Raw genomic sequence first — 24,032 nt, 5'->3', positions numbered from 1 at the left:
ATAAAAAAGGCCAGCTTTTCAGCTGGCCTTTCCCATTGATTCTTGGTCGGGGCGAGAGGATTCGAACCTCCGACCCCGTGCACCCCATGCACGTACGCTACCAGGCTGCGCTACGCCCCGACTAGTCAATAATTATATCAGAGCCACAAAAAAAATCTTGCGCTTTTGGCACACTACGCAAGGCCGCTCCCGCCTGCGCGCTTACTTCCACTCGCCGCGCAACGCCATCACCTGCTGCTGCAGATATTCCGGCGTGGCAAGCTCCGGCGCCACCGGCATCCCGACCGCCAGCGACAACTGCGAGCGCATGCCGCGCGCGATGCGCCGGCCGAACAGATTGCCCTGGTCGCGCGTGAACCAGCTGCCCCACAAGCCGCGCAGCGCCATCGGAATCACCGGCACCTTGTTGCGCTCGATGATCTTGGTGATGCCGCTGCGGAATTCGCTCATCTCGCCCGTCTTGGTCAGGCGCCCTTCCGGGAAGATGCACACCAGCTCGCCATCATGCAGCGCGTGGGCGATGTCGACGAATGCCTTTTCCATCGTCCACGGATCTTCCTTGGCCGGCGCGATCGGGATCGCATTCACGGCGCGGAAGATCCAGCGCAGGAACGGCGTCTTGAAAATGCGATGGTCCATCACGAAGCGGATCGGGCGCGGGCTGGCCGCGTTGATGACGATCGCATCGACATAACTGACGTGATTACAGACCAGCACCGCAGGGCCTTCGGCCGGGATGTGCGACGTATCGATCATGCGCACGCGGTAGACGGTGTGGATCAGGATCCAGGCCAAAAAGCGCATCAGGAATTCCGGCACCAGCGAGAAGATGTAGATCGCCACCACCGCATTGAGCAGCGCCGTGGTCAGGAACAGTTCCGGAATCGTGAAGCCCTGCCCCAGCAGCAGGATCGCCACGCCGGCCGATGCCACCATGAAGATGGCGTTCAGGATATTCATGCCGGCAATCGTGCGCGAGACGTGTTTCTGGTCGCAGCGGGTCTGGATCAGCGCGAACAGCGGCACGATGAAAAAGCCCCCGAACACGCCGATCATCACCAGGTCGAACAGGATGCGCCAGGCGCCCGGCTGGCCCAGCAGCGTCATCCAGTCGACAATCGTGCTGCCAGCCACAAAGCCCGAGCTGGCGAAATACAGGTCGATACCGAACACCGACAAGCCGATCGAGCCAAACGGCACCAGCCCGATCTCGACCTTGTGACCCGACAGCCGTTCGCACAGCAGCGAGCCAGCGCCGATACCCAGCGAAAACACGGTTAACAGCAGCACGAACACGCTGTGGTCGCCGCGCAGGTAATCCTTGGAAAACACGGGGAACTGGGCCAGCAGCAGCGCGCCATAGAACCAGAACCACGAGTTGCCGAGCATCGACAGGAACACGGTGCGGTTCTTCTTCGAGTACGCCAGGTTGCGCCACGATTCTGCAAAGATATTGCGGCTGATGCGCAGCTCGGGCGCCGGGGCCGGCGATGGCGGAATGCGCCAGCTGGCAAGCAGGCCCAGCACCGCGAAGAAGAGCGTCGCGCCCGCCACCAGCATGATGCCGTTCGGCTTGTACCCGACCAGCACCGCGCCGGCTACTTCGCCCAGCAGGATGCCGACGAAGGTGCCCATCTCGACGACGCCATTGCCGCCGACCAGTTCATCGGGCTTCAGGTTTTGCGGCAGGTAGGCGTACTTGACGGGACCGAACAGCGTCGAGTGCATGCCCATGCCGACCACGGCCGCGATCAGGAGCCACAGGTTGTGCGTCATCCAGCCGATGCCGGCCACGAGCATGATGGCGATTTCGGCGATCTTGACGATGCGCGCCAGCTTGGCCTTGTCGTACTTGTCGGCGATCTGGCCGGACGTGGCCGAGAACAGCACGTAGGGCAGGATGAACAGGCCCGGGATCAAGTTGTTGATGAGCGACGGGTCGAGCGTGGTCCAGTTCAGCGCGTCGTAGGTCATCACGACCAGCAAGGCGGTCTTGAACAGGTTGTCGTTGAACGCGCCCAGGAACTGGGTCCAGAAAAACGGCGCGAAACGGCGCTGGGTCAGCAGGGAAAATTGGCTCGATTGGCTCATGCTGGATGGCTCGGGTGACTAGGAAGCCGTAATGTACATCGGCAAGCACAGCGGAACAAATGCTGTTTCTCAAATTCATGCGTTCGTATTCGCATTTAATACCCGAGGGCTTGAGCAGCGATACGACAGACCGTGCAGAATCGAGCGGCGATACCCAGCTGGCATGCGCGCGACCTGGCATGCCGTGGAGAGTTTATTCGTTGAAGCGGCTCAAATGGGAACGCCACCATGCAGGGCGCCGGTGGGCGTGGAAGTTAGAATCGCCGGATGACTTCCGCCGACTTCCACGTTTGTTATGCCAGCGTGACAGATACGCTGTTTGAATACATCGAGCAGGACTTGACGCTGCTGACCACGGCACTGCTCGATGATGATGACGATGATGACCTGCCTGAGCGGGCTCTCACCACCAGCCTCAAAACGTCGTTCCCGCCTGCGCGGGAACGACGGTTTCGAGGCCAACGGCTGAAGGTCGACGCGAGCCCTTAGCCCAGCGATTCCAGCCGAATCCGCGTCACCTTGCCAATCACCGCCGACATTGCCTCGATCCTGGCAATCGCCGCATCGATGCTCTTTTCCTGCGTCTGGTGCGTCAGCATGATGATGTCGATATCGGTCTGGTCGCCCGGCTCTTTCTGCAGCACGGCGTCGATCGAGATGCCGCCGTCGGCCAGGATGCGCGTCAGGTCGGCCATCACGCCCAGCTGGTCCTGCACGTGTACGCGCAGATAGTAGCTGGTGACGATGTCCGCCATCGGCATGATCGCCACGTCGCTCATCTCGTTCGGCTGGAACGCCAGGTGCGGCACGCGACCCGACGGGTCCACGGTGGCCAGGCGCGTCACGTCGACCAGGTCGGCGATCACGGCCGACGCGGTCGGTTCTGCGCCGGCGCCCTTGCCGTAGTACAGCGTCGTGCCCACGGCGTCGGCCTGCACCAGCACCGCGTTCATCGCGCCCTCGACATTGGCGATCAGGCGCGCGGCCGGGATCAGGGTCGGGTGCACGCGCAACTCGATGCCTTCGCCGGCGGCGGTGGTCGTGCGGCGCGTGATACCCAGCAGCTTGATGCGGTAGCCGAGTTGCTCAGCGTAGCGGATGTCGATCGCCTGCAACTGGCTGATGCCTTCCACATACGCCTTGTCGAACTGCACCGGGATGCCGAAGGCAATGGCCGACATCATGGTCAGCTTGTGCGCGGCGTCCACGCCTTCGATGTCGAAGGTCGGGTCGGCCTCGGCATAGCCAAGTTCTTGCGCCTGCTTCAGGACGGTCGCGAAATCCAGGCCCTTGTCGCGCATCTCGGACAGGATGAAGTTGGTGGTGCCGTTGATGATGCCGGCCACCGATTCGATGCGGTTGGCAGTCAGGCCTTCGCGCAGCGCCTTGATGATCGGGATGCCGCCGGCCACGGCCGCCTCGAACGCGACCATGACGCCCTTCTCTTGCGCGGCGGCGAAAATCTCGTTGCCATGCAGCGCCAGCAGCGCCTTGTTGGCCGTCACCACATGCTTGCCGTTGGCAATGGCTTGCAGCACGAGTTCGCGCGACAACGCATAGCCGCCGATCAGCTCGACGACAATATCGATATCCGGATGGTTCACCACCGCGAACGGATCGGCGACGACCTCGACCGCGCCGCCGGTGACCGTGCGTGCGCGCTCGGTGTTGCGCGCGGCGACCATCGTGATTTCAATGCCGCGGCCGGCGCGGCGGCGGATGTCTTCCTGATTGCGCTTGAGTACATTGAAGGTACCGGCACCAACGGTGCCGATGCCCAGCAGGCCAACTTGAATCGGTTTCATAAAATCTGTTTCTCGTGAGGTCAGGGCGCGACGCGCTGTCAGGCGTGGCGCCGTCGGTAACCGTCGAGGAAGCGCGCAATGCGTCCGCAAGCGTCGGTCAGGTCGTCGGAATTAGGCAGGAACACCAGCCGGAAATGATCCGGGGCAATCCAGTTGAAGCCGGTGCCTTGCACCAGCAGCACTTTTTCCTCGGTCAGCAATTCGCAGATGAACTGCTGGTCGTCCGTGATCGGGTACATCTTCGGATCGAGGCGCGGGAACATGTAGAGCGCGGCTTTTGGCTTCACGCAGGACACACCCGGTATATCGGTAAGCAATTGATAGGCAAGATCGCGCTGCTTGAGCAGGCGCCCGCCCGGGCCCACCAGGTCGTTGATGCTCTGGTGGCCGCCCAGTGCGGTCTGGATCGCGAACTGGCCTGGTGCGTTGGCGCACAGGCGCATCGAGGCGAGCATGTTCAGCCCGTCGATATAGCCTTTGGCATGACGCTTCTCGCCCGAGACCACCATCCAGCCGGCGCGGTAGCCGCACGAGCGGTAATTTTTCGACAGGCCGTTCAGGGTCACGAACAGCACGTCGTCGGCCAGCGACGCCATCGAGACGTGCTCGGCCAAGTCGTACAGCGTCTTGTCGTAGATTTCGTCGGCGTAGATGATCAGCTGGTGCTGGCGCGCCAGTTCGATGATCTCGAGCAGCACTTCTCGCGGATACAAGGCGCCGGTTGGGTTGTTCGGGTTGATGACGACGATCGCGCGGGTGTTGGGCGTGATCTTGCTGCGCATGTCGGCGATGTCGGGCATCCAGCCGGAACCTTCGTCGCAGATGTAGTGGCGCGGGGCGCCGCCGGCCAGGCTCACGGCGGCGGTCCAGAGTGGGTAGTCGGGCGCCGGCACCAGCACTTCGTCGCCATTGTTCAACAAACCCTGCATCGACATGACGATCAGTTCCGACGCCCCGTTGCCCAGGTAGATGTCGTCGATCGTCACGCCGGCGATGTTCTTTTCTTGCGTGTAGTGCATGATCGCCTTGCGCGGCGCGAACATGCCCTTGGAATCCGTGTAGCCGGCCGCGCCGTGCATATTGCGGATCATGTCGCTGACGATTTCATCCGGCGCATCGAAGCCGAACACGGCCAGGTTGCCGATATTGAGCTTGATGATCTTCTGGCCGTCTTCTTCCATCTGGCGCGCCTGCTCCAGGGCCGGTCCGCGGATCTCGTAGCAGACGTCGTCGAGCTTGTTCGATTTGGCAATCGGTCGCACAGTATCCTCTGGAAAAATGCGTGCACTGTTGCAGTGCGCAAAAATACCATTCTGCCCAAAGCGCACGGTTTAGGCAACCTTGCCGATCCGGTTACAATGGGCGTCCGCACAGTCACCACATTCAAGCGCCCATTTCGCCCATCGCCATGAAGCTCCATTCCGACAATACCCAGCAATACCAGACCGTCACGGGCATCGATGCCGGCGGTGTCGAGATCAACGCCCAGCGTTACGACTACAGCCTGACCGTACTGCCCGAGGTCGCGCCACGGCCGTGGAACGTAACCGATTTCGATCAGCTCACCGCCGCGCACTTCGACGAACTGGCGCAGGATGCGCCGGACGTCGTCATCCTGGGCACCGGCGCACGCCAGCGTTTCGTGCATCCGCGCCTGGTCACGAGCCTGTCGAGCCGGCACATCGGCGTGGAAAGCATGGACAACGGCGCGGCCTGCCGCACCTATAACGTGCTGATGGGCGAAGGCCGCAAGGTCACGCTGGCCCTGATCCTCGAGCGCACCGCCTGAATCGCTACAAGGCCGGGTCAGTTACCCGGCAAAACGTTTCAATGCGGGAAAATAGTGCGATTCTGCCCATAAGAGTACTAGCGGCAGGCAGGGCCGACGGATTATCATGGGGTGCCGCTCCCCGCCATGATGCGCCGGGAGGGTCACCTTGCAGCTGCGCTGCGACCGTCAGGAGAAACCCGTGGCCGAGAGCCAACTTGCAACCTTCACCCCCTTCACTGCCCCGATGACGGGCGCCAAACCGTTTGAACTGCTCGGCCGTCCCGCCAAGTACACCGTGCTGTACTTTTACCCGAAAGACAATACGCCAGGTTGCACGACGGAGAGCATCGCATTTCGCGAAGCGTATCCCGCATTCGAGGCGCTGGGCGCCGAGATCTATGGCCTGTCCCGCGATTCACTGCGCTCGCACGACAACTTCAAAGCCAAGCTCGGCCTGCCGTTCGAGCTGATCTCGGATGCCGACGAAGCCGTGTGCACGCAGTTCGACGTCATGAAGATGAAAAACATGTATGGCAAGAAAGTTCGTGGGGTCGAGCGCAGTACGTTTGTCATTGACGCTCAAGGGCGATTGGTGAAAGAATGGCGTGGCGTGAAGGTCAGTGACCACGTGACCGAAGTGCTGGAATTTCTGAAGAGCCAGCCTTGAAAATGGATGGCTCCAGTTTGTTCAACCTGCTGGATCGCTACCGCCTATTTTGAGTCAACCCGTAACACATCTGCTCCACTCCCATCCGGTTGCCCGCCGGGCCGTCGCATTTCCTGGCTCGGCCGTGTTGCAACAGTTCAACTGCAAGTCCCCTTACCCTTGTTTAGTTGCGTCATCTCGTGCGCCAGCGCCATGTGGCCCGCGCGCGCACGGTCTTCCAGACTTTTTTTAGATTGAGAACCTGATGCCACTGCCAAAAATGCCAAATGAGCCAGCAACCATGCTGCTGGTCAAAGATTATCCCAAGGCCGAACCCGGTCGTTCGCCAGTGCGTTCGATCTCGGCCAAGACCGACCCTGAGGTCGATGACCTGATCAGCGGTCAAGCCGTGCCGACGCCGAAGTCGCGCGCACGCCGTAAAGCGCAAGACACCCTGGCCGCTGCGCAAGCGCAAGCACCTGTCGCGCCGGTGCGCAGTGCAACGCCGCTGGCAGACGCCATACCGGCGCCGACCCAGAAGGGCAGCAAGCCGTACGTGCAGGAAGTAGCGCCGGTCTCGGCCAAGCTGAACGAAGCCGAGGCCGAACAGCCGCATCCAGCCAAGCACAAGCCGGTGGAAGCGCCGCTCAAGTCGTCCACCAGCCGCAAGGCCGACCGCTCGGGCCTGACCAAGGTGTTCGTGCTCGATACCAATGTCTTGATGCACGACCCGAGCTCGCTGTTCCGCTTTGAAGAGCACGACGTTTATCTGCCGATGATGACGCTCGAAGAACTCGACAACCACAAGAAGGGTATGTCCGAAGTGGCGCGCAATGCACGCCAGGTCTCGCGCACGCTCGACGCCCTGATCGCCAATGTCGACGACGACGCGATCGAGTCCGGCATTCCGCTGTCCAAGCTGGGCAACAAGGATGCCAAGGGTCGTTTGCTGTTCCAGACCCGCCTGACCAGCGCCCCGCTGCCCGAAGGCCTGCCGGAAGGCAAGGCCGACAACCAGATCCTCGGTGTCGTGCGGGCGCTCGAGCAGCAGCAGGCCGGCCGCGCGATCGTGCTGGTGTCGAAAGACATCAATATGCGCATCAAGGCGCGCGCCATCGGCTTGCCGGCCGAAGATTACTTCAACGACCATGTGCTGGAAGACAGCGACCTGCTGTATTCGGGCATCGTCCAGCTGCCGGACAATTTCTGGGATACCCACGGCAAGGACGTCGAATCGTGGCAGGAAAACAAGAACGGCAATTCGGCGACCTATTACCGCGTCACGGGTCCGCTGATCCCGACGCTGCTGCCGAACCAGTTCGTATACATGGAGCCGAAAGATGGCCAGTCGCCGCTGTACGCCCAGGTCAAGCAGATCGACGGCAAGACCGCCGTGCTGCAAACCCTGCGCGACTATAGCCACAACAAGAACAATGTGTGGGGCATCACCGCGCGCAACCGCGAGCAGAACTTTGCGCTGAACCTGTTGATGAACCCGGAGTGCGATTTCGTCACGCTGCTGGGCCAGGCAGGTACCGGCAAGACCCTGCTGGCGCTGGCAGCCGGCCTGGCGCAAGTGCTCGAAACCAAGCTCTACAATGAGATCATCGTCACCCGCGTGACGGTGCCGGTCGGCGAAGACATCGGCTTCCTGCCAGGCACTGAAGAAGAGAAAATGTCGCCATGGATGGGCGCATTTGACGACAACCTCGAAGTGCTGATGAAGTCCGACGGCGACGCCGGGGACTGGGGCCGCGCGGCAACGCAAGACCTGATCCGCTCGCGCATCAAGATCAAGTCGCTCAACTTCATGCGCGGGCGCACGTTCGTCAACAAGTTCCTCATCATCGATGAGGCGCAGAACCTGACGCCCAAGCAGATGAAGACGCTGGTCACGCGCGCCGGCCCTGGCACCAAGATCCTGTGCCTGGGTAATATCGCGCAGATCGACACGCCGTACCTGACCGAAGGCTCGAGCGGCCTGACCTATGTGGTCGACCGCTTCAAGGGCTGGAACCACGGTGGCCACATCACGCTGGCGCGCGGCGAACGCTCGCGTCTGGCCGATCACGCCAGCGACGTGTTGTAATTTTCCCTCTGCCGTCTGCTTCGTGCAGGCGCAGTGTCGAAACGCCCGCCCTTACCGGCGGGCGTTTTTTTTGCTCAGCGTTATTCGTGGATACAAACCCGTTATCATCAAGGCTATACCGAATTGTGCCGTAATGATCCGGCAGGGGATACTCAATGAAATTTCGCTTTTGGGGAGTACGCGGCTCGATCCCGTCGCCGGGTCCGCGCACGGCGCGCTATGGTGGCAACACGACCTGCATCGAGGTGCGCACCGACAACGACACCCTGATCGTGCTCGATGGCGGCACCGGGCTGTTCCCGCTCGCCCAGCACCTGCTCGCACGGCCACCGGTGCACGCGAATATCTTCATTACCCACAGCCACTGGGACCACATCCACGGCCTGCCATTCTTCACGCCGCTATTCGTCGACGGCAGCCGCGTGCGCCTGCATGGCGCGCTCGATCAAGTCACTGGCCGCGGCATCGAACACGTGATGGGCGTGCAGCTGCAAAACAGCTATTTTCCGGTCGGCGAAACCGAGATGAGCGCCACCATCGACTACTGCACGCTGACGATCGGCGCGCCAATAGCGGTGGGCGATGCGCTGGTGTCGAACGTGCTGATGAACCACCCGGTGACCAACCTGGGCTACCGCATCGACTGCAACGGCAAATCGGTGTTCTTCACGGGCGACCATGAACCCTGGTACAACCAGCATGCGCCAGGCGACCCGCTGCACGCGGCGGCCGAGGCGCAACTGCGCGCTGCCGAACGCCGCATGGACGCGGTGATGGCGGACGTCGACGCGCTGATCGTCGATTGCTCGTACACGCGCGACGAATATCCATCCAAGCGAGGCTGGGGCCACGGCACCTTCGACGGCGCCATCGAGATGGCATTGCGGGTCGGCGCGCGCACGCTGTATTGCACCCACCACGAACCCACGCGCGGCGACGATGAACTCGAGGCGGCATTCGTCGAGGTGATGGCGCGCTGCGCCGATCGCCTGGGCAGTCTGCGCGTGCTGCTGGCCTACGAAGGCCTCGAAGTCGATCTCGGTTGACGCGCGCAAGTGCTGGGGTAGAATGCTGATGGTTGTAATTACAATGTGTCCATGTATTACAAATGCCCACTCCAGTCCATGAGATCTCAATGAAAACGATTCTGACCATTCCCGCCGCCGCCCTGCTGCTCGCCGCCTGCGCCAGCAGTCCGTCCGGCAGCGACAACACCGCCAGCGCGCGCGAAGAACGCTACACCCCGATCGGCACCTACCTGCCGCGCAAGAAGGGCCAGACCGCCAACAACGCGAGCACGGTCAGCGACGTCGAGCGCGAAAACCTGAAGAACGGCGGCCCCGGCACGGGCGCCATGTCGCAGGGTCTCGGCCTGTAACCGGGCACTGGAAACAGAAACGGCGCCGAGGGCGCCGTTGTTCGTCATGCAGTCAAGCCGCAATCACATGATCTTGGTACCGATCCACCACGCCACCGCCGCCATGAATGCCGACGCCGGAATGGTAAAGATCCAGGCCCACACGATATTGCCCGCCACGCCCCAGCGCACGGCCGAGGTCTTGCGCGCGGCGCCCACGCCGACGATGGCGCCGGTGATCGTGTGCGTCGTCGACACCGGAATCCCGAATGCGCTCGAGAGCAGCAGCGTGACCGCGCCGCCGGTTTCGGCGCAGAAACCGCCGACCGGCTTGAGCTTGGTGATCTTCTGGCCCATGGTCTTGACGATGCGCCAGCCGCCGAACAGCGTGCCGAACGCGATCGCCGCATAGCACGAGATGATGACCCAGGCCGGTGGATACTCGGCCGTCGCGCTGGTGTACCCGGACGCGATCAGCAGCATCCAGATGATGCCCATGGTCTTTTGCGCGTCGTTGCCGCCGTGGCCCAGCGAATAGGCTGCAGCCGACACCAGTTGCAGCTTGCGAAACAGCCCGTCGACCTTGCGCGGCGTGGATTTCACGAAGATCCAGGCCACCATCAGCATGATGATCGAGCCCAGCGCAAAGCCCAGCAGCGGCGCGACGACGATGAAGGCCACGGTCTTGATGAGGCCGCCCGAGATCAGCGCGCCGGTGCCCGCCTTGGCCACGGCCGCACCCACCAGGCCGCCGATCAGCGCGTGCGATGAGGACGACGGAATACCGTAATACCAGGTGATCACGTTCCAGGCGATCGCCCCGACCAGGGCGCCGAAGATCACGTAATGGTCGACCACGTGCGGATCGATCGTGCCCTTGCCGATGGTTTGGGCGACTTTCATGCTGACGACAAAGATCGCGATGAAGTTGAAGAACGCCGCCATTGCCACGGCGTGCTGGGGTTTCAGCACCCCGGTCGAGACCACGGTGGCGATGGAGTTCGCCGAATCGTGAAAGCCGTTCATGAAGTCGAATACCAGTGCCAGGAGCACGAGCATTCCCAGCACGTAAATGCTGATGTTGAGATTATCCATGGTTATTCTGCGCCTGCGCCGCTTACGCGTTCTCGACGATGATGCCTTCGATGATATTGGCCACGTCTTCGCAGCGGTCGGTGACCGTCTCGAGAATCTCGTAGATGGCCTTCATCTTGATCAGGTTGCGCACGTCGGGTTCGTCGCGGAACAGCTTGGACATCGCGGCGCGCATCACATGGTCGGCGTCCGACTCCAGGCGGTCGATTTCTTCGCACAGGGCGACGATCGTGGGGGCATTGTCCATATTGTGCAGCAGCGAGACGGCCTCTTGCACCTTCAGGCAGCAGGCCAGGCACAGCTCGGCCAGGCGCTTGGCTTCCGGCGTGACGGCTTGCAGGTCATACAGCGAGATGGTCTGGGCCGCGTCTTCCATCATGTCGAGGATGTCGTCCATGCGCGTGATCAGCTTATGGATGTCGTCGCGGTCGATCGGCGTGATGAAGCTCTTGTGCAGCAAGTCGACCGTGGCATAGGTGATCTTGTCAGCCTGCTTTTCGATTGTCTCGACCGCGTGGGTGCGGGTTTCCAGGTCGTCGAAATTGGTCATCAGGCCGACCATCTCTTGTGCACCTTTGACGCACAAGGCGGCGTGCTGGTTGAAAAGATCGAAAAACTTGCCCTCGGTGGGCATGAAACGTCCAAACATAGATTTCTCCGAATTGACTCTTTGGGATCGCGCGGGCACGCCGGGACGTGCGGCCACGCGTAAAGGCGGCCATTAAAACATCCATGGCCGCCCTGCTGTTACTGCAAATGCTTATTCAGTCACCCTGGTACACGGACAGGTTACCGCTGTAATTACCGAACTTGGTGTATTGACCGATCCAGGTCAGGCGGATTGCGCCGATCGGACCGTTACGCTGCTTGCCGATAATGATCTCGGCGGTGCCCTTGTCGGGCGAATCGGGGTTGTAGACCTCGTCGCGGTACAGGAAGATGATGACGTCGGCATCCTGCTCGATTGCACCGGATTCGCGCAAGTCGGACATCACGGGGCGCTTGTTCGGGCGTTGTTCCAGCGAGCGGTTCAGCTGCGACAGCGCGATCACCGGGCACTGCAGCTCCTTGGCCAGACCCTTGAGCGAACGCGAGATCTCCGAGATTTCGGAGGCGCGGTTATCGCCCGGCGTGCTGCCCTGCATCAGCTGCAGGTAGTCGACGATGATCATGCCCAGCTTGCCGCACTGGCGCGCCAGGCGTCGGGCCCGGGCCCGCATCTCGATCGGGTTCAGCGCCGGCGTCTCGTCGATGTACAGCTGGGCGTCGTTCATCTTCTGGATGGCGTGCGTCAGGCGCGGCCAATCCTCGTCGTTCAGGCGGCCGGTGCGCAGGCGGTGCTGGTCGAGCTGGCCGACCGACCCGAGCATACGCATCGCCAGCTGGGTGCCGCCCATCTCCATCGAGAAAATCGCGACCGGCAAGCCGGCCTCGATCGCGACGTTCTCGCCGATATTGACCGAGAACGCGGTCTTGCCCATCGATGGACGCCCGGCGACGATGACCAGATCGCCCGGCTGCAGGCCGGACGTCATGCGGTCGAGGTCAATGAAGCCGGTTGGCACGCCGGTGATTTCACCCTGGTTCTCGCGGCTATAGAGTTCGTCGATGCGCTCGACGACTTGCGTCAGCAGCGGCTGGATCGCGTTCCAGCCTTGCTGGCCGCGCGAGCCGGATTCGGCGATGGCAAAGATTTTGGATTCGGCTTCGTCGAGCATCTGCTTGACTTCCTTGCCCTGCGGATTGAACGCATTGCCCGAGATTTCGTCGGCCACCGTGATGAGTTTGCGCAGGATGCCGCGGTCGCGCACGATCTCGGCGTAGCGCCGGATATTGGCCGCCGACGGCGTGTTCTGCGCCATCGCGTTCAGGTATTGCAGGCCGCCCACATCGTCGGCCTTGCCGAGCTGGTTACAGGCTTCGTAGACGGTAATCACGTCAGCGGGCTTGCCCCCATTAATCAGGCGCACCATCTGTTCGAAGATGATGCGGTGGTCGTAGCGGTAGAAGTCTTCCGCGTTCATGAAGTCGGCAATACGGTCCCACGCCGCGTTGTCGCGCAGCAGGCCGCCGATGACGGACTGCTCGGCTTCGATGGAATGCGGGGGGATGCGCAGGGCGTCGAGTTGCGGATCTGGAGGTGCTGCGTTCATGGGCGGGATTATACCTTTTCCGGTCACACGGCTGTCATAAATGAAAAGTCGAAAAGCAAAAAAGCCGGGCGAACCCGGCTTTTTCAGTACTGCGTGCTCAGCACATATACGGCATGTGATTAAGCAGCTTCGCCCACGACGGCGACGGTGATTTCCGACACGACGTCGGTGTGCAGAGCGACTGCAACCGGGAATTCGCCGGTGGTTTTCAAAGGGCCGGTCGGCAGGCGCACTTGCGACTTCTCGACAGCGAAACCTTGCTTGGTCAGCGCTTCGGCGATGTCGAAGTTGGTGACCGAACCGAACAGACGGCCATCAACGCCGGCTTTCTGGCCGATGGTGACGGTCATGCCGCTCAGCTTGTCGCCTTCGGCCTGGGCTGCTGCCAGTTTCTCGGCGGCTGCTTTTTCCAGTTCGGCGCGCTTGGCTTCGAACTCGGCGACGGCGCCGGCGGTAGCGCGGCGGGCCATCTTTTGTGGGATCAGGAAGTTACGTGCGTAACCGTCCTTGACCTTGACGACGTCGCCCAGGTTGCCGACGTTGACTACTTTTTCCAACAGAATGATTTGCATAGTGATCTCCAGATGTCTGACTGTCGTGACCGACGATTAACCGTGGTGCAGGTCGGTGTACGGCAGCAGCGCAAGGTAGCGTGCGCGCTTGATCGCGGTGTCGACCTGGCGCTGGTAGTGCGCCTTGGTGCCGGTCAGACGTGCTGGCATGATCTTGCCGTTTTCCTGGACGAAGTCCTTCAGGGTATCGACGTCCTTGTAGTCCACCTGCTCAACGCCAGCGGCGGTGAAGCGGCAGAATTTCTTGCGCTTGAACAGCGGGTTTTGCTGTTTGCGCTTCTCTTTGAGTTTCGCTTTGTTTTTGTCGAACTTTTTACCGAATGCCATTTGAGGCTCCTGTATCTAAATTGCCGGGTTAAGCGGCACTGAAATCAATGATGTGAAACACCAGGGCTTTGCTATTGCGATTTTTCCGTGCAAGAAATCCGTTGAACCTGTAACTGGCGCCAAGTTCGGCGCTGGCAAACCTGCCCGAAATCTCGCCCGCGGCGAACGCGGGGACTTCGAACGCGACCGACCTTTCGACTCCCGCCTCTTCCTGCTGCGATGCATGCATCAGGACGGCTGAAACGATTGGCACGCCGGCCGGGGTGTAACGCAGTACGTCGCGCTCGGCGATGGTCGCCATGAGCTGGAGGTGGTTTGCGTCGATCACCCGTTATTACTGGTTGCTACGAATATCCGGGAAAAATCAGGCAGCAGCTGGCGCTGGCGCAGCGGCAGGAGCTGCTGCTGGCGCAGCGGCTTCGGCACGGTGGCTCTTGGCTGCGTCTTCGCGCTGCACCGATTTCATCATCGGCGAAGGTGCGGTTTCAGCTTTTTTCAGCTTGACGGTCAGGTGACGCAGAACCGCATCATTGAACTTGAATGCAGTTTCCAGCTCGACCAGGGTCTCGTTGTCGCATTCGATGTTCAGGCAGATGTAGTGTGCTTTTGGCAGCTTCTGGATCTGGTACGCCATCTGGCGGCGGCCCCAGTCTTCAACGCGATGGATGTTACCGCCGCGGCTGGTCACCGTGGCTTTGTAACGTTCGATCATCGCCGGGACTTGTTCGCTCTGGTCCGGATGGACGATAAAAACGATTTCATAATGACGCATGCATTACTCCTTGAGGACGTTTAACAAATGCCCACCTCGGCGTCAAGACGAGTGTGGGAAGGGAAAGCCGGCAATTATAACCCGCATGCTGGCAGTTTGGGAACCCCAATGATGGCTTGGTGGCTGCGAGATGCTCTGGAACGACCGATCTAACTCGACAATTGCAGGGGTTTGGCACCCGATTGCGAACCGAATCGCGATTTTTGCACTATTTTTCGCGTTTCCCCTTGCGCGCGGCAGAATACTGTACAAAAATACAGGTTACACACATAACCGGTTGCTGTAACACATTTATGCTTAAGCTCACTGCACGGCAAGAACAGATCCTGAACCTGATCAAGGAAGCGATCGAGAACACCGGCTTTCCCCCAACCCGGGCTGAAATCGCTTCCGAACTGGGTTTCCGCTCGGCCAATGCGGCTGAAGAACACCTGCAAGCACTGGCACGCAAGGGCGCCATCGAAATTTCGCCGGGCACCTCGCGCGGCATCCGCCTGATCGGTGCGAGCGTCGAATCAATCCCGATGCCGCCACCGTCGTTCATGACGCTGCCACTGGTCGGACGCGTCGCGGCGGGTAATCCCATCCTGGCGCAAGAGCATGTCGAGGCGACCTACAACGTCGACACAGCGATGTTCGCGGCGCGGCCTGATTTTCTGTTGAAGGTCAAGGGCTGGTCGATGCGCGACGCCGGCATCATGGACGGCGACTTTTTGGCGGTCAAGAAAATCGACAGCGCCAAGAACGGGCAGATCGTGGTAGCGCGCCTCGGCGATGAAGTCACCGTCAAGCGCTATCGCAAGACCGGGGAGCTGGTGGAACTTCTGCCGGAGAATCCGGACTTCAAGGTGATTTCGGTGTCGCCCGATGAAGAGTTTGCGCTTGAAGGGTTGGCTGTTGGGTTGATGCGCAGCTGGAATTGATTTAGTGGTGGGCTTAATGCACTTGGGTTCCCGCCTCCGCGGGAACGACGTGCCAAGTTACGTGGCTGAAGTCGGAGAATCCAACTGATCGCTGAGCAAAACCAACGTCATTCCCGCGGAGGCGGGAACCCAAGTCAAGCACCGCAGCCACAAACCTAATTCGACGCCTTCTTCACCACCGCATTATGCTGAGTCACAAACGCCTCGGTTGCACTCCGCCATGCCGCGAAATCCGCCAGGATCATCTTTGAACTAACCTTCGCGCCTTCCGCGATATTCTGCCGCACCCGTTCGAGGTAGGCCGCCGAGGCGTCCGTCTCTTCCTTTGTCATCAGCTTGGCGATATCGGCCGGAATTTTCTTGGTCAATGGCGACTGCGCATTCAGGTTCGTCACCATCTTGTTGTAGCAATCCTGCCAGGTCGTCACCAGCTTGTTGACGCGGTCGATCTCGTCGTTCACCTTCGACACCGCCGGAATGCGCGGCGACGGGCAGCGGTATTCGCCCGACTGCAACTCGGCGCCGTCGTAGCCCTTGACCCAGTAGTCGATCTCGGCCCGCTTGGCGACCCGCTGCTCCATCACGACCAGCGACTCTGCCGCCACCTTGTTGCCCTTGGCGGCCGACTTCTCGAACAGCTCTTTCGCCCTGCCTTCATCGACCATGCCGGCTTCGCCATACCAGTACATCTGGCCCAGCTGCTGCTGCGCTTGCGGATTGCCGGCATTGGCCAGCTTGGTATACAGCTTGAGCGCGCCCGCGTAATCCTTCTTTTCAAACAGGGCGTTGGCGTCTTCCAGCTCGCCGGCACAGGCGGCGCCGGCGATGGTCAGGGTAAGGCAGAACAGCAAACGTTTCATGGGTCTTTCCGCAAAAGTGACAAGCTGACGAAGACCCATCATAGCCGTGTTTTACAGCCGAACTCAACCGCTATTACCCGACTTTACGCCTCGAGCGCCTGGCGGAAGTCATCCACCAGATCGTCGGTGTCCTCGATGCCCACCGACACGCGGATCAGCGACTCGGCGATGCCCATGCTGGCGCGCCGCTCGGCACCCATTTCGAAGAAGATCGTGTGCGCCACCGGAATCACGAGTGTGCGGTTGTCGCCCAGGTTCGACGCGGGAATCGCCAGCTTCAGGCGATTCAGGTAATCGAACGGATCGATGTTCTCGTTCAGCTCAAAGCTGAGCAGCGAACCACCCGAGCGAAATAGCGACGTCACGACGCCATGCTGCGGATGCGACGCCAGGCCCGGGTAGTGGACCGCCGACACACGCTCGTCAGCCTCGAGCATCGTGGCCAGCGCCAGCGCATTGGCGCAGGTGCGCTCCATGCGCAGCGCCAGCGTCTCGGCGCCCACGGCGATGTGATGCGCCGCCTCCGGCCCCAGCGCTGCGCCGAAGTCGCGCAGCGCTTTCGCGCGCAGCTGGGCCATGCCCTGGGCCCTGGCCGGCTGCTTGCGAAAGTTCGGCGCGATGTTCGGATACGCGCTCCAGTCGAACAAGCCCGTATCGGTCAGCGCGCCACCGAGCGCGATGCCGTGGCCGCCGATCGACTTGGTCAGCGAATTGACGACCAGTCCAGCGCCCACGGCCTTTGGACGGAACAGCCATGGCGTGGTCATCGTGTTGTCGACCACGTACAGGATGCCGCGCTGACGGCACAGTTCACCGATACGGGCCAGATCGGCCACTTGCGTGCGCGGATTGGCGATCGTTTCGACGAACACCATGCGCGTGTTGGGCGTGATGGCGGCCTCGACCTGCGCCACGTCGGTCGCATCGACAAAGGCGACATCGACGCCTTGCCCCGCCACCGTTTGCCACAGGCTGTTGGTGTTACCGAACAGGAAGCTCGACGAGACAATCTGGTCGCCCGCCTTGAGCAGCGCCTGAAACAGCGCGCCGATGGCCGCCATGCCGGTGCCGAAGCACAGCGTGGCGACGCCATCTTCCATCTTGCTGACCTTGTCCTCGAGCGCGCTGACGGTGGGATTGCCCTGGCGACCGTAACGGAAGCCCGGCTCCTTGCCCTGGAACACGGACGCCAGCTGGCGTGCATCCGTATAGCCGAACGCAACCGAGGTGTGGATCGGCTTTTGCAGCGAACCGTGCTCGATCGGCTTTTGCCGGTCGTTGTGCAGCAGCGTCGTGGTGAAGCCGTAAGGTTTTTGCTCGCTCATGCTTACTCGGCGGCGACAGCCGGGTTCAGGTTGAGCTGGGTGCGGACCTGGTCTTCATCCTTGGCGGCAGGATTGTGACGCGCCGTTTCCTGGCGGTCGAGGTATTCCGGGGTCACGTCGCCGGTCACGTAGATGCCGTCGAAGCACGAGGCCTCGAAGTTCGTCAACGCCGGGTTCACGTCCGAAATCGCGCGCTTGAGGGCGTCAATGTCCTGGTAGATCACGCGGTCGGCGGTGATCTCGCGGCACACTTCTTCGGTCGTGCGGCCGTAGGCGATGAGCTCGTCGCGGGTCGGCATGTCGATGCCGTACACGTTCGGGTACAGCACCGGTGGCGCGGCCGAGGCGAAGTACACCTTGCGCGCGCCGGCTTCACGGGCCATCTGCACGATTTCGCGGCTGGTGGTGCCGCGCACGATCGAGTCGTCGACCAGCAGCACGTTCTTGTCCTTGAATTCGGAAATGATCGCGTTGAGCTTCTGGCGCACCGATTTCTTGCGCATGCCCTGCCCCGGCATGATGAAGGTGCGGCCGATGTAGCGGTTCTTGATGAAGCCTTCGCGGTATTCCACGCCCAGTTTCAACGCCAGCTGGATCGCGGCCGGGCGCGACGAATCGGGAATCGGCATGACCACGTCGATGTCTTCCACCGGGATCTCGCTGCGTACCTTGTCGGCCAAGTATTCGCCCATGCGCAGGCGCGTGGCGTAGACCGAGGCGCCGTCGATCACCGAGTCCGGACGGGCCAGGTAGACGAATTCGAAGGCGCACGGATTGAGCGTCGGGTTCTCGGCGCACTGGCGCTCGGACAACTGGCCATCGTTGGTGATGAAGACCGCTTCGCCCGGCGCGATGTCGCGCACGAAGCGAAAGCCCAGGCCTTCCAGGGCGACCGACTCGCTGGCCACCAGGTATTCCTTGCCGCCTTCGGTTTCGTTCACGCCCAGGCACAGCGGACGGATGCCGAACGGGTCGCGGAAGGCCAGCATGCCATGGCCGGCGATCTGCGCGACCACGGCGTAGGCGCCGCGCACGCGGCGGTGCACGGCGGCGACGGCCTTGAAGATGGCGTCGGCGTCGAGCGAGAAGCCATCGGCCGCTTCCTGGATTTCGTGGGCCAGCACGTTGAGCAGCACCTCGGAATCCGAATCGGTGTTGATGTGACGGCGGTCGTTGCGGAACAGCTCATCCTTGAGCTGGGCCTGGTTGGTCAGGTTACCGTTGTGCGCCAGCGTGATGCCGAACGGCGCGTTGACGTAGAACGGTTGCGCCTCTTCTTCGCTCGACGAACCGGCGGTCGGGTAGCGGCAATGGCCGATCCCGGTATTGCCCTGCAGCGAACGCATGTTCCGGGTACGGAAGACGTCACGTACCAGGCCGTTGGCCTTGAACATCGAGAACATGCTGCTGTGATTGGTCGCAATGCCCGCCGCGTCCTGGCCGCGGTGCTGCAGCAGCAGCAATGCATCGTACAGAAGCTGGTTGACGGGAGAGTGCGAAACGACGCCGACGATGCCACACATGAAGTGCTCCTAAAAGCTTGGGTGCTAAATGACAGAAAACTGCGAAAACTACAAATACTGGTACTGGTTCAGTAATTAATGTGCTGCGCAAAGGCAGCGGGCAAGAACGGTTTGACGGTGCGCGCGCCGGTCTCGGCAATGGGCGAGAACAGCGCATCGCGCCAGAACGCCTGCTGCGGGATCGACGTCAGCCCACACAATATGACGGCGGCCAGCACGATTACAATGCCGCGCGCCAGGCCGAACAGGCCGCCCAGGCCCCGATCGGCCAGCGAGAGGCCGGTGGCGGCGACGACCGCGCCAATGGCCATCGACAGCAGGCCCATCAAGATTCGTACGCCCAGGAACAGCGCGATAAAGGCAACCATCAGGCGCGCCGTCGCGCCCGGGATCACTTCGGGCAGCAACGGCGCGAGCTGGGCGCCGTAGGCATTGGCCACCACGAAGGCGACGATCCAGCCCACCAGCGACAGGATTTCTTTCACCAGGCCGCGCAGGGTGCTGATCACGACGGATGCAATCAGCACGAACAGCACCAGGTAATCGAAAATCGTCACGCGCCAGTCGCGATCAAAGCGGTCAGAGCGGCACCATCGTGCCGGACAAACCGATGCCGCCCAGCTTGGCGCGCACTTTCTCTGCTTCTTCCTTGCTGAATGGGCCGACCCGAACGCGGATCAGTTCGCCAGACTTCTGGGTGAACGACGCGACACCGGCGGCGCGCAGGCGGTCTTGCAGTTCGGTGACTTTTTCCTGGCTCGCCAGCGCGGCGACCTGCACCACGAAACGTGGCGCCGGGCCTTCGGCCTTGACCTGTTGCGGCTCCGGCTTGGCGGCCGGCTTGTCTTCGAGGATCGCGATGGCGCGGGCGGCATCGTCCTGGCGGGCTGGTTTGGCGACCTGCTCGGCCTTCGGGTGCGACTCGGCGGGCTTCGTCTCGGCGACTTTGACCGGCTTTTTTTCTGGCTCGGGCTTGCGCTCGACTTTCACGGGCTCGGGCTTCGTGGCCGGCTTCGGCTCGGCCTTGGATTCCGGCTTGACCTCGGGCTTCGGCGTCGGCTTGGCTGCCTCGACCGGCTTGGCCGGCTCGAGCATGCGCATCGGGGGCGGCGGCTCGCTGGCGACCGGCGCGGCGGCAACGACGACCGGCGGGGTGCGCGTGCCCGCGGGCGGCGCCGGGACCGGCTCGATGATTTCTTCGTCGCTGTCGACGCTGGCCGTTGGTGCGACCTGCTCGGACGGCACCGGGAGCGGCGCAGCCTTGTCCTTGTCGGGGATGTGGATGGCGATGTCGGTGGCCAGCGGCTTGGGCTCGGAATCGAGCAGCATCGGCAGGGCCACCACGGCGGCCAGCACCAGCGCGATGGCGCCGACCAGGCGGCGGCGCGCGCGTTTTTTCTCAGGCAGGATCGGATCGCCACGGCTCGAGCGGCGACCGCCCTCACCGGCCGAGCTGGCGCGCTTGGAGCGAGCGCGCTCGGTGTAGGCGGCGTCGTCGTCCTTGACGAAGTGGCCGCTGTCGCGAACAGTTTCTTGCTTGTTTTTAGTGCCGAACGAGAACAAGCCCATGCGATTGAGGTATCAGTGTAGTGAGGATTTACGGGCCGCCATCACGCCAGCAACCGTGTAGAACGAACCAAAGACCACAATTCTATCATTCTCCTCAACCCGGCTCAGCGCATTCGCGTAGGCGTCCTCGGGCGAATCGAACGTGGTGACCGAAAAATCGTCGGCTTTCGCGCCTGCAGGCTTGAGCTCGGCGATCTGCTCGGCCAGCCTGGCCGGGTCGGCCGAGCGCGGCGAATCCAGGCGCGTGACGCACCAGTGATCGACAATCGACGCCATCGGCGCGATCACGGCATCGATGTCCTTGTCGTCCATGATGCCGAACACCGCGTACGTGAAGCGGTGAAAACCCATATTGCCGAGGTTCTGCGCGAGCGTGGCGGCGGCGTGGGGATTGTGGGCGACGTCGAGCACCTGGGTCGGGCGACCGGCCAGCACCTGGAAGCGGCCCGGGAGCTCGACCATCGCGAGGCCCGCGCGGGTTTCCTGGGCGCCGCAAGGCAAGGTCATGCGCAGCGCCTCGAGGGCGGCCAGCGCGGCCGATGCATTGAGCAATTGATTAGCGCCACGCAGCGCCGGATACGCCAGCGAATTGCGGCGCCCGGTGCGGCCGGCGAAGCTCCATTGCTGCTGGTCGCCCTGGTAGTTGAAGTCGCGGCCGAGCAGCCACAGGTCGGCGCCGATGCTGTTGGCGTGGTCGATCAGCGATTGCGGCGGCACCGGGTCGCTGCAGATCGCGGTCTTGCCGGCGCGGAAGATGCCGGCTTTCTCGAAACCGATTTTCTCGCGCGTGTCGCCGAGGTATGCGGTGTGGTCGATGTCGATGCTGGTGACGATGGACACGTCGGCGTCGATCACGTTGACGGCATCGAGACGTCCGCCCAGACCGACTTCGAGAATGGCGACGTCGATCTCGCTCTTGGACAGCAGGTGGCTGATGGCCAGCGTGGTGAATTCGAAGTACGTGAGATCGGTGTCGCCGCGCGCAGCTTCGACCGCGTTGAAGGCGCTGACGAGCACGTCGTCGGACGCCATCTCGCCATTGATCCGGGCGCGCTCGTTGAAGTCCAGGAAGTGCGGCTTGATGTACAGGCCGACGCGGTAGCCGGACTGCAGCAGCACCGACTCGAGCATCGCGCAGGTCGAGCCCTTGCCGTTGGTGCCGGCGACCATGATCACAGGACACGTGAAGGCCAGCTGCAGGCGCTCCTTGACAGCGCGGACGCGGTCCAGGCCCATGTCGATATGGGTTTCGGCATGACGCGATTCGAGCAGGGCCAGCCAGTCGGGCAAGGTAGTCGGAAGTGGGGACATGGTGCTCAGGGAAGAGGAACGTGGCGGGCGGTGCGGAGAAGCTGAAAGGCGACCGCCGGGGCCGCCATCTGGTGCCCGTGCCGGTCGCCTTCGAGAAAATCAGGCCAGGACTTCGGTCGCCTGGTTTTGCAGCAGGGCCAGCAGGCGCGCGATTTCTTCGCGCATCTTGCGGCGGTCAACGATCATGTCGACGGCGCCCTTCTGGACCAGGAACTCGGCGCGCTGGAAGCCTTCCGGCAACTTCTCGCGCACGGTGTTCTCGATCACGCGCGGCCCGGCGAAACCGATCAGGGCTTTCGGCTCGGCAATGACCACGTCGCCCATGAAGGCGAACGAGGCGGAGACACCGCCCATGGTTGGATCGGTCAACACGCTGATGAACGGCAGCTTCTTCTCGGACAGCTTGGTCAGCATCGCGGTGGTTTTTGCCATCTGCATCAGCGACAGCAAGCCTTCTTGCATGCGCGCGCCGCCTGTGGCGGTGATGCAAATGAACGGCACCTTTTGCTCGAGTGCAATCTGGGCGCCGCGCACGAAGCGCTCACCGACAACCGAGCCCATCGAGCCACCCATGAATTCGAATTCGAAGCAGGCAACGACCACAGGCAAGCTCATGATCGAGCCACCCTGGACGATCAGCGCATCGGTCTCGCCAGTGGCTTCCATGGCGGCCTTGAGGCGGTCTGGATACTTTTTGCTGTCCTTGAACTTCAGGGTATCGACCGGCAGGGTATCTTGCCCGATGTCGTAGCGGCCGCCTTCATCGAGCAGCGAATCGAGACGCGCACGGGCGCGGATGCGCATGTGATGGGAGCACTTCGGGCACACGTGCAGGTTGGACTCGATGTCCGCCCGGTACAGCACCGACTCGCACGACGGGCACTTGACCCACAGGCCCTCGGGCATGGTCTTGCGGTTAGCGGCATCGGAGCGCTGGATCCGAGGGGGCAGCAGTTTTTCCAACCAACTCATATTCTCTCCTTTGCGGCAAATCTTACAGTGGGGCGTAGTGTAGCCGCTCAAGCGCAGCTTGTCGAATCGTAGCAAGCCATCAATATTGCCAATCTAACATTCCCAACCTCCCGCCACCCCTTGCTTAGAGTTAACAAAGAAACAATTAGGGTCAGAGTAGAATTGAATGACAACTTTTGAATATTTCCTAATAAATAGCACCGATCCAAAGCAGAATTGGCACAATGATTTATCCGAAAATGAATATTGGGGACAAGGTCAGCGCGGCCATACCGCCGGGAAATTACCCAATAATTAGGGTCAGAGTAAATTTATTGGGCAATTATCCAAAGTTGTCAAACAATTTGACTCCGACCCTAATTAATGAGGTTGAAAATCGTACGCGAAATACACTTCCGACTTTCCTTCTCTACGGCGCGAGTTCGCTTGTCGTGTATTCAAAGCCTCCCAGGCGCGAGGCGACAATGTTATAGACCCACGCACTCAGCACGCCGCCCAAGTACATGAACAACGCATAGATGAGCGGGAAGATAACGAGGAAGCCGACACCCGGTCCGGCGCCAAACGGCGCCTCGTCCTTACCCAGCAACGTGGGGACAAGCAGGATCACGACGATCGGCAATGAAATGACAAAATACATCGCAGCCAACATTTTCCCACACTGCGCCACTGCAATATGCTTAACACGTTTTTTCATTCAAAACTCCTCTCGGTTGACATGCAAAGAAGTCAATTTACCTAAAGAAATTGATGTTTTATTGCGATAGATTAACCTTGGATCAAATAATCAGCAAGACGAATATCGTCTACGCAATTTTCATGTGCATTAAATAGGATCAGGTATTCCTGCAATAATTAAAAAATATAAAGT

The 24,032-nt window shown here is 61.4% G+C and carries 25 protein-coding genes and 1 tRNA gene; 7 read left to right on the top strand and 19 right to left on the bottom strand.

All coding sequences use genetic code 11. The features are described 5' to 3' along the window. Positions 1–43: 43 nt before the first annotated feature. Both AB2N08_RS11455 and AB2N08_RS11450 read right to left on the bottom strand, forming a co-directional pair. A tRNA-Pro gene (locus AB2N08_RS11455) sits at positions 44–120 on the bottom strand. A gap of 81 nt (positions 121–201) precedes the next feature. Continuing rightward, complete coding sequence (locus AB2N08_RS11450; protein WP_367610771.1) at positions 202–2,091, bottom strand: MFS transporter; 1,890 nt, start codon at positions 2,089–2,091, stop codon at positions 202–204. A gap of 267 nt (positions 2,092–2,358) precedes the next feature. Here AB2N08_RS11450 and AB2N08_RS11445 point away from each other — a divergent pair, with 267 nt between their 5' ends. Continuing rightward, the gene (locus AB2N08_RS11445; protein WP_367610770.1) at positions 2,359–2,580 is read left to right on the top strand and encodes a hypothetical protein; all 222 of its coding nucleotides are present in this window, start codon (positions 2,359–2,361) and stop codon (positions 2,578–2,580) included. Here the strand turns inward: AB2N08_RS11445 and AB2N08_RS11440 are convergent. Both AB2N08_RS11440 and AB2N08_RS11435 read right to left on the bottom strand, forming a co-directional pair. Then, on the bottom strand, positions 2,577–3,896 hold the full coding sequence (locus tag AB2N08_RS11440; protein ID WP_367610769.1) for a homoserine dehydrogenase: 1,320 nt from the start codon (positions 3,894–3,896) through the stop codon (positions 2,577–2,579). The genes AB2N08_RS11445 and AB2N08_RS11440 overlap by 4 nt on opposite strands. Positions 3,897–3,934: 38 nt before the next feature. Then, positions 3,935–5,158: a pyridoxal phosphate-dependent aminotransferase gene (locus tag AB2N08_RS11435; protein WP_367610768.1), complete on the bottom strand. Its 1,224-nt coding sequence runs from the start codon at positions 5,156–5,158 to the stop codon at positions 3,935–3,937. 146 nt (positions 5,159–5,304) lie between these two features. Between AB2N08_RS11435 and AB2N08_RS11430 the strand changes: the two genes are divergently transcribed. The 5 genes from AB2N08_RS11430 to AB2N08_RS11410 all read left to right on the top strand — a co-directional run bounded on the left by AB2N08_RS11430 (position 5,305) and on the right by AB2N08_RS11410 (position 9,780). Next, positions 5,305–5,685, top strand: coding sequence for an Mth938-like domain-containing protein (locus AB2N08_RS11430; RefSeq protein WP_367610767.1), 381 nt, complete (start codon positions 5,305–5,307; stop codon positions 5,683–5,685). Positions 5,686–5,866: 181 nt separating this feature from the next. Then, on the top strand, positions 5,867–6,334 hold the full coding sequence (locus tag AB2N08_RS11425; RefSeq protein WP_367610909.1) for a peroxiredoxin: 468 nt from the start codon (positions 5,867–5,869) through the stop codon (positions 6,332–6,334). Positions 6,335–6,578: 244 nt separating this feature from the next. After that, positions 6,579–8,402, top strand: a complete 1,824-nt coding sequence (locus AB2N08_RS11420) for a PhoH family protein (RefSeq protein WP_367610766.1) — start codon at positions 6,579–6,581, stop codon at positions 8,400–8,402. A 155-nt stretch (positions 8,403–8,557) separates the two neighbouring features. Continuing rightward, positions 8,558–9,448 (top strand): MBL fold metallo-hydrolase, encoded by an 891-nt coding sequence (locus AB2N08_RS11415; RefSeq protein WP_367610765.1) that lies wholly within the window; start codon positions 8,558–8,560, stop codon positions 9,446–9,448. An 89-nt stretch (positions 9,449–9,537) separates the two neighbouring features. Beyond that, entirely contained in the window at positions 9,538–9,780 is a 243-nt protein-coding gene (locus tag AB2N08_RS11410; RefSeq protein WP_367610764.1) for a hypothetical protein, read from the top strand. Positions 9,781–9,843: 63 nt separating this feature from the next. Here the strand turns inward: AB2N08_RS11410 and AB2N08_RS11405 are convergent, their stop codons facing one another. The 7 genes from AB2N08_RS11405 to rpsF all read right to left on the bottom strand — a co-directional run bounded on the left by AB2N08_RS11405 (position 9,844) and on the right by rpsF (position 14,678). After that, positions 9,844–10,854: an inorganic phosphate transporter gene (locus AB2N08_RS11405; protein WP_367610763.1), complete on the bottom strand. Its 1,011-nt coding sequence runs from the start codon at positions 10,852–10,854 to the stop codon at positions 9,844–9,846. A 22-nt stretch (positions 10,855–10,876) separates the two neighbouring features. Further along, positions 10,877–11,503, bottom strand: coding sequence for a DUF47 domain-containing protein (locus AB2N08_RS11400; RefSeq protein WP_367610762.1), 627 nt, complete (start codon positions 11,501–11,503; stop codon positions 10,877–10,879). Between the two features lie 115 nt (positions 11,504–11,618). Further along, the gene (locus tag AB2N08_RS11395; protein WP_367610761.1) at positions 11,619–13,007 is read right to left on the bottom strand and encodes a replicative DNA helicase; all 1,389 of its coding nucleotides are present in this window, start codon (positions 13,005–13,007) and stop codon (positions 11,619–11,621) included. Between the two features lie 119 nt (positions 13,008–13,126). After that, a complete protein-coding gene (gene rplI, locus AB2N08_RS11390; protein WP_367610760.1) occupies positions 13,127–13,579 on the bottom strand; it encodes a 50S ribosomal protein L9 in 453 nt (150 codons plus the stop codon). A gap of 36 nt (positions 13,580–13,615) precedes the next feature. Beyond that, the gene (rpsR, locus tag AB2N08_RS11385; RefSeq protein WP_183555514.1) at positions 13,616–13,906 is read right to left on the bottom strand and encodes a 30S ribosomal protein S18; all 291 of its coding nucleotides are present in this window, start codon (positions 13,904–13,906) and stop codon (positions 13,616–13,618) included. A gap of 28 nt (positions 13,907–13,934) precedes the next feature. Continuing rightward, positions 13,935–14,231: a primosomal replication protein N gene (gene priB, locus AB2N08_RS11380; RefSeq protein WP_367610908.1), complete on the bottom strand. Its 297-nt coding sequence runs from the start codon at positions 14,229–14,231 to the stop codon at positions 13,935–13,937. A gap of 39 nt (positions 14,232–14,270) precedes the next feature. Then, positions 14,271–14,678, bottom strand: coding sequence for a 30S ribosomal protein S6 (gene rpsF, locus AB2N08_RS11375; protein WP_367610759.1), 408 nt, complete (start codon positions 14,676–14,678; stop codon positions 14,271–14,273). Between the two features lie 293 nt (positions 14,679–14,971). Between rpsF and lexA the strand changes: the two genes are divergently transcribed. Further along, complete coding sequence (lexA, locus tag AB2N08_RS11370; protein WP_367610757.1) at positions 14,972–15,601, top strand: transcriptional repressor LexA; 630 nt, start codon at positions 14,972–14,974, stop codon at positions 15,599–15,601. Between the two features lie 155 nt (positions 15,602–15,756). On the opposite strand, the gene AB2N08_RS11365 is transcribed toward lexA, so the two are convergent. From AB2N08_RS11365 to AB2N08_RS11330, 8 genes are all read right to left on the bottom strand, one after another. Then, a complete protein-coding gene (locus tag AB2N08_RS11365; RefSeq protein WP_367610756.1) occupies positions 15,757–16,461 on the bottom strand; it encodes a tetratricopeptide repeat protein in 705 nt (234 codons plus the stop codon). A gap of 83 nt (positions 16,462–16,544) precedes the next feature. Beyond that, on the bottom strand, positions 16,545–17,786 hold the full coding sequence (locus AB2N08_RS11360) for a cystathionine gamma-synthase family protein (protein ID WP_367610755.1): 1,242 nt from the start codon (positions 17,784–17,786) through the stop codon (positions 16,545–16,547). 2 nt (positions 17,787–17,788) lie between these two features. After that, entirely contained in the window at positions 17,789–19,309 is a 1,521-nt protein-coding gene (purF, locus tag AB2N08_RS11355) for an amidophosphoribosyltransferase (RefSeq protein ID WP_367610754.1), read from the bottom strand. A gap of 68 nt (positions 19,310–19,377) precedes the next feature. Further along, positions 19,378–19,866, bottom strand: a complete 489-nt coding sequence (locus tag AB2N08_RS11350; protein WP_367610753.1) for a CvpA family protein — start codon at positions 19,864–19,866, stop codon at positions 19,378–19,380. A 22-nt stretch (positions 19,867–19,888) separates the two neighbouring features. Then, positions 19,889–20,878, bottom strand: coding sequence for an SPOR domain-containing protein (locus tag AB2N08_RS11345; protein ID WP_367610752.1), 990 nt, complete (start codon positions 20,876–20,878; stop codon positions 19,889–19,891). A 12-nt stretch (positions 20,879–20,890) separates the two neighbouring features. Beyond that, positions 20,891–22,189, bottom strand: a complete 1,299-nt coding sequence (gene folC, locus AB2N08_RS11340) for a bifunctional tetrahydrofolate synthase/dihydrofolate synthase (protein ID WP_367610751.1) — start codon at positions 22,187–22,189, stop codon at positions 20,891–20,893. Between the two features lie 99 nt (positions 22,190–22,288). Beyond that, on the bottom strand, positions 22,289–23,161 hold the full coding sequence (gene accD / locus AB2N08_RS11335; RefSeq protein ID WP_367610750.1) for an acetyl-CoA carboxylase, carboxyltransferase subunit beta: 873 nt from the start codon (positions 23,159–23,161) through the stop codon (positions 22,289–22,291). 409 nt (positions 23,162–23,570) lie between these two features. Further along, a complete protein-coding gene (locus AB2N08_RS11330; RefSeq protein WP_367610749.1) occupies positions 23,571–23,858 on the bottom strand; it encodes a hypothetical protein in 288 nt (95 codons plus the stop codon). Between the last annotated feature and the right edge of the window lie 174 nt (positions 23,859–24,032).

This window comes from Massilia aurea (assembly GCF_040790145.1).
GTDB classification, from domain to species: Bacteria; Pseudomonadota; Gammaproteobacteria; order Burkholderiales; family Burkholderiaceae_D; genus Telluria; species Telluria aurea_C.
This window is presented reverse-complemented; position numbering and strand designations above follow the sequence as displayed.

What these genes read in the sequence shown, in the direction of transcription:
- AB2N08_RS11420 (WP_367610766.1), top strand. Translation starts at nt 6,579, where the DNA reads ATGCCACTGCCAAAAATGCCAAATGAGCCAGCAACCATGCTGCTGGTC.
- lexA (WP_367610757.1), top strand. Translation starts at nt 14,972, where the DNA reads ATGCTTAAGCTCACTGCACGGCAAGAACAGATCCTGAACCTGATCAAG.
- AB2N08_RS11400 (WP_367610762.1), bottom strand. Translation starts at nt 11,503, where the DNA reads ATGTTTGGACGTTTCATGCCCACCGAGGGCAAGTTTTTCGATCTTTTC.
- AB2N08_RS11395 (WP_367610761.1), bottom strand. Translation starts at nt 13,007, where the DNA reads ATGAACGCAGCACCTCCAGATCCGCAACTCGACGCCCTGCGCATCCCC.
- AB2N08_RS11405 (WP_367610763.1), bottom strand. Translation starts at nt 10,854, where the DNA reads ATGGATAATCTCAACATCAGCATTTACGTGCTGGGAATGCTCGTGCTC.
- AB2N08_RS11415 (WP_367610765.1), top strand. Translation starts at nt 8,558, where the DNA reads ATGAAATTTCGCTTTTGGGGAGTACGCGGCTCGATCCCGTCGCCGGGT.
- AB2N08_RS11430 (WP_367610767.1), top strand. Translation starts at nt 5,305, where the DNA reads ATGAAGCTCCATTCCGACAATACCCAGCAATACCAGACCGTCACGGGC.
- rpsF (WP_367610759.1), bottom strand. Translation starts at nt 14,678, where the DNA reads ATGCGTCATTATGAAATCGTTTTTATCGTCCATCCGGACCAGAGCGAA.
- accD (WP_367610750.1), bottom strand. Translation starts at nt 23,161, where the DNA reads ATGAGTTGGTTGGAAAAACTGCTGCCCCCTCGGATCCAGCGCTCCGAT.
- folC (WP_367610751.1), bottom strand. Translation starts at nt 22,189, where the DNA reads ATGTCCCCACTTCCGACTACCTTGCCCGACTGGCTGGCCCTGCTCGAA.
- AB2N08_RS11365 (WP_367610756.1), bottom strand. Translation starts at nt 16,461, where the DNA reads ATGAAACGTTTGCTGTTCTGCCTTACCCTGACCATCGCCGGCGCCGCC.
- AB2N08_RS11330 (WP_367610749.1), bottom strand. Translation starts at nt 23,858, where the DNA reads ATGAAAAAACGTGTTAAGCATATTGCAGTGGCGCAGTGTGGGAAAATG.
- AB2N08_RS11450 (WP_367610771.1), bottom strand. Translation starts at nt 2,091, where the DNA reads ATGAGCCAATCGAGCCAATTTTCCCTGCTGACCCAGCGCCGTTTCGCG.
- rpsR (WP_183555514.1), bottom strand. Translation starts at nt 13,906, where the DNA reads ATGGCATTCGGTAAAAAGTTCGACAAAAACAAAGCGAAACTCAAAGAG.
- AB2N08_RS11410 (WP_367610764.1), top strand. Translation starts at nt 9,538, where the DNA reads ATGAAAACGATTCTGACCATTCCCGCCGCCGCCCTGCTGCTCGCCGCC.
- AB2N08_RS11440 (WP_367610769.1), bottom strand. Translation starts at nt 3,896, where the DNA reads ATGAAACCGATTCAAGTTGGCCTGCTGGGCATCGGCACCGTTGGTGCC.
- AB2N08_RS11345 (WP_367610752.1), bottom strand. Translation starts at nt 20,878, where the DNA reads ATGGGCTTGTTCTCGTTCGGCACTAAAAACAAGCAAGAAACTGTTCGC.
- rplI (WP_367610760.1), bottom strand. Translation starts at nt 13,579, where the DNA reads ATGCAAATCATTCTGTTGGAAAAAGTAGTCAACGTCGGCAACCTGGGC.
- AB2N08_RS11445 (WP_367610770.1), top strand. Translation starts at nt 2,359, where the DNA reads ATGACTTCCGCCGACTTCCACGTTTGTTATGCCAGCGTGACAGATACG.
- AB2N08_RS11360 (WP_367610755.1), bottom strand. Translation starts at nt 17,786, where the DNA reads ATGAGCGAGCAAAAACCTTACGGCTTCACCACGACGCTGCTGCACAAC.
- purF (WP_367610754.1), bottom strand. Translation starts at nt 19,309, where the DNA reads ATGTGTGGCATCGTCGGCGTCGTTTCGCACTCTCCCGTCAACCAGCTT.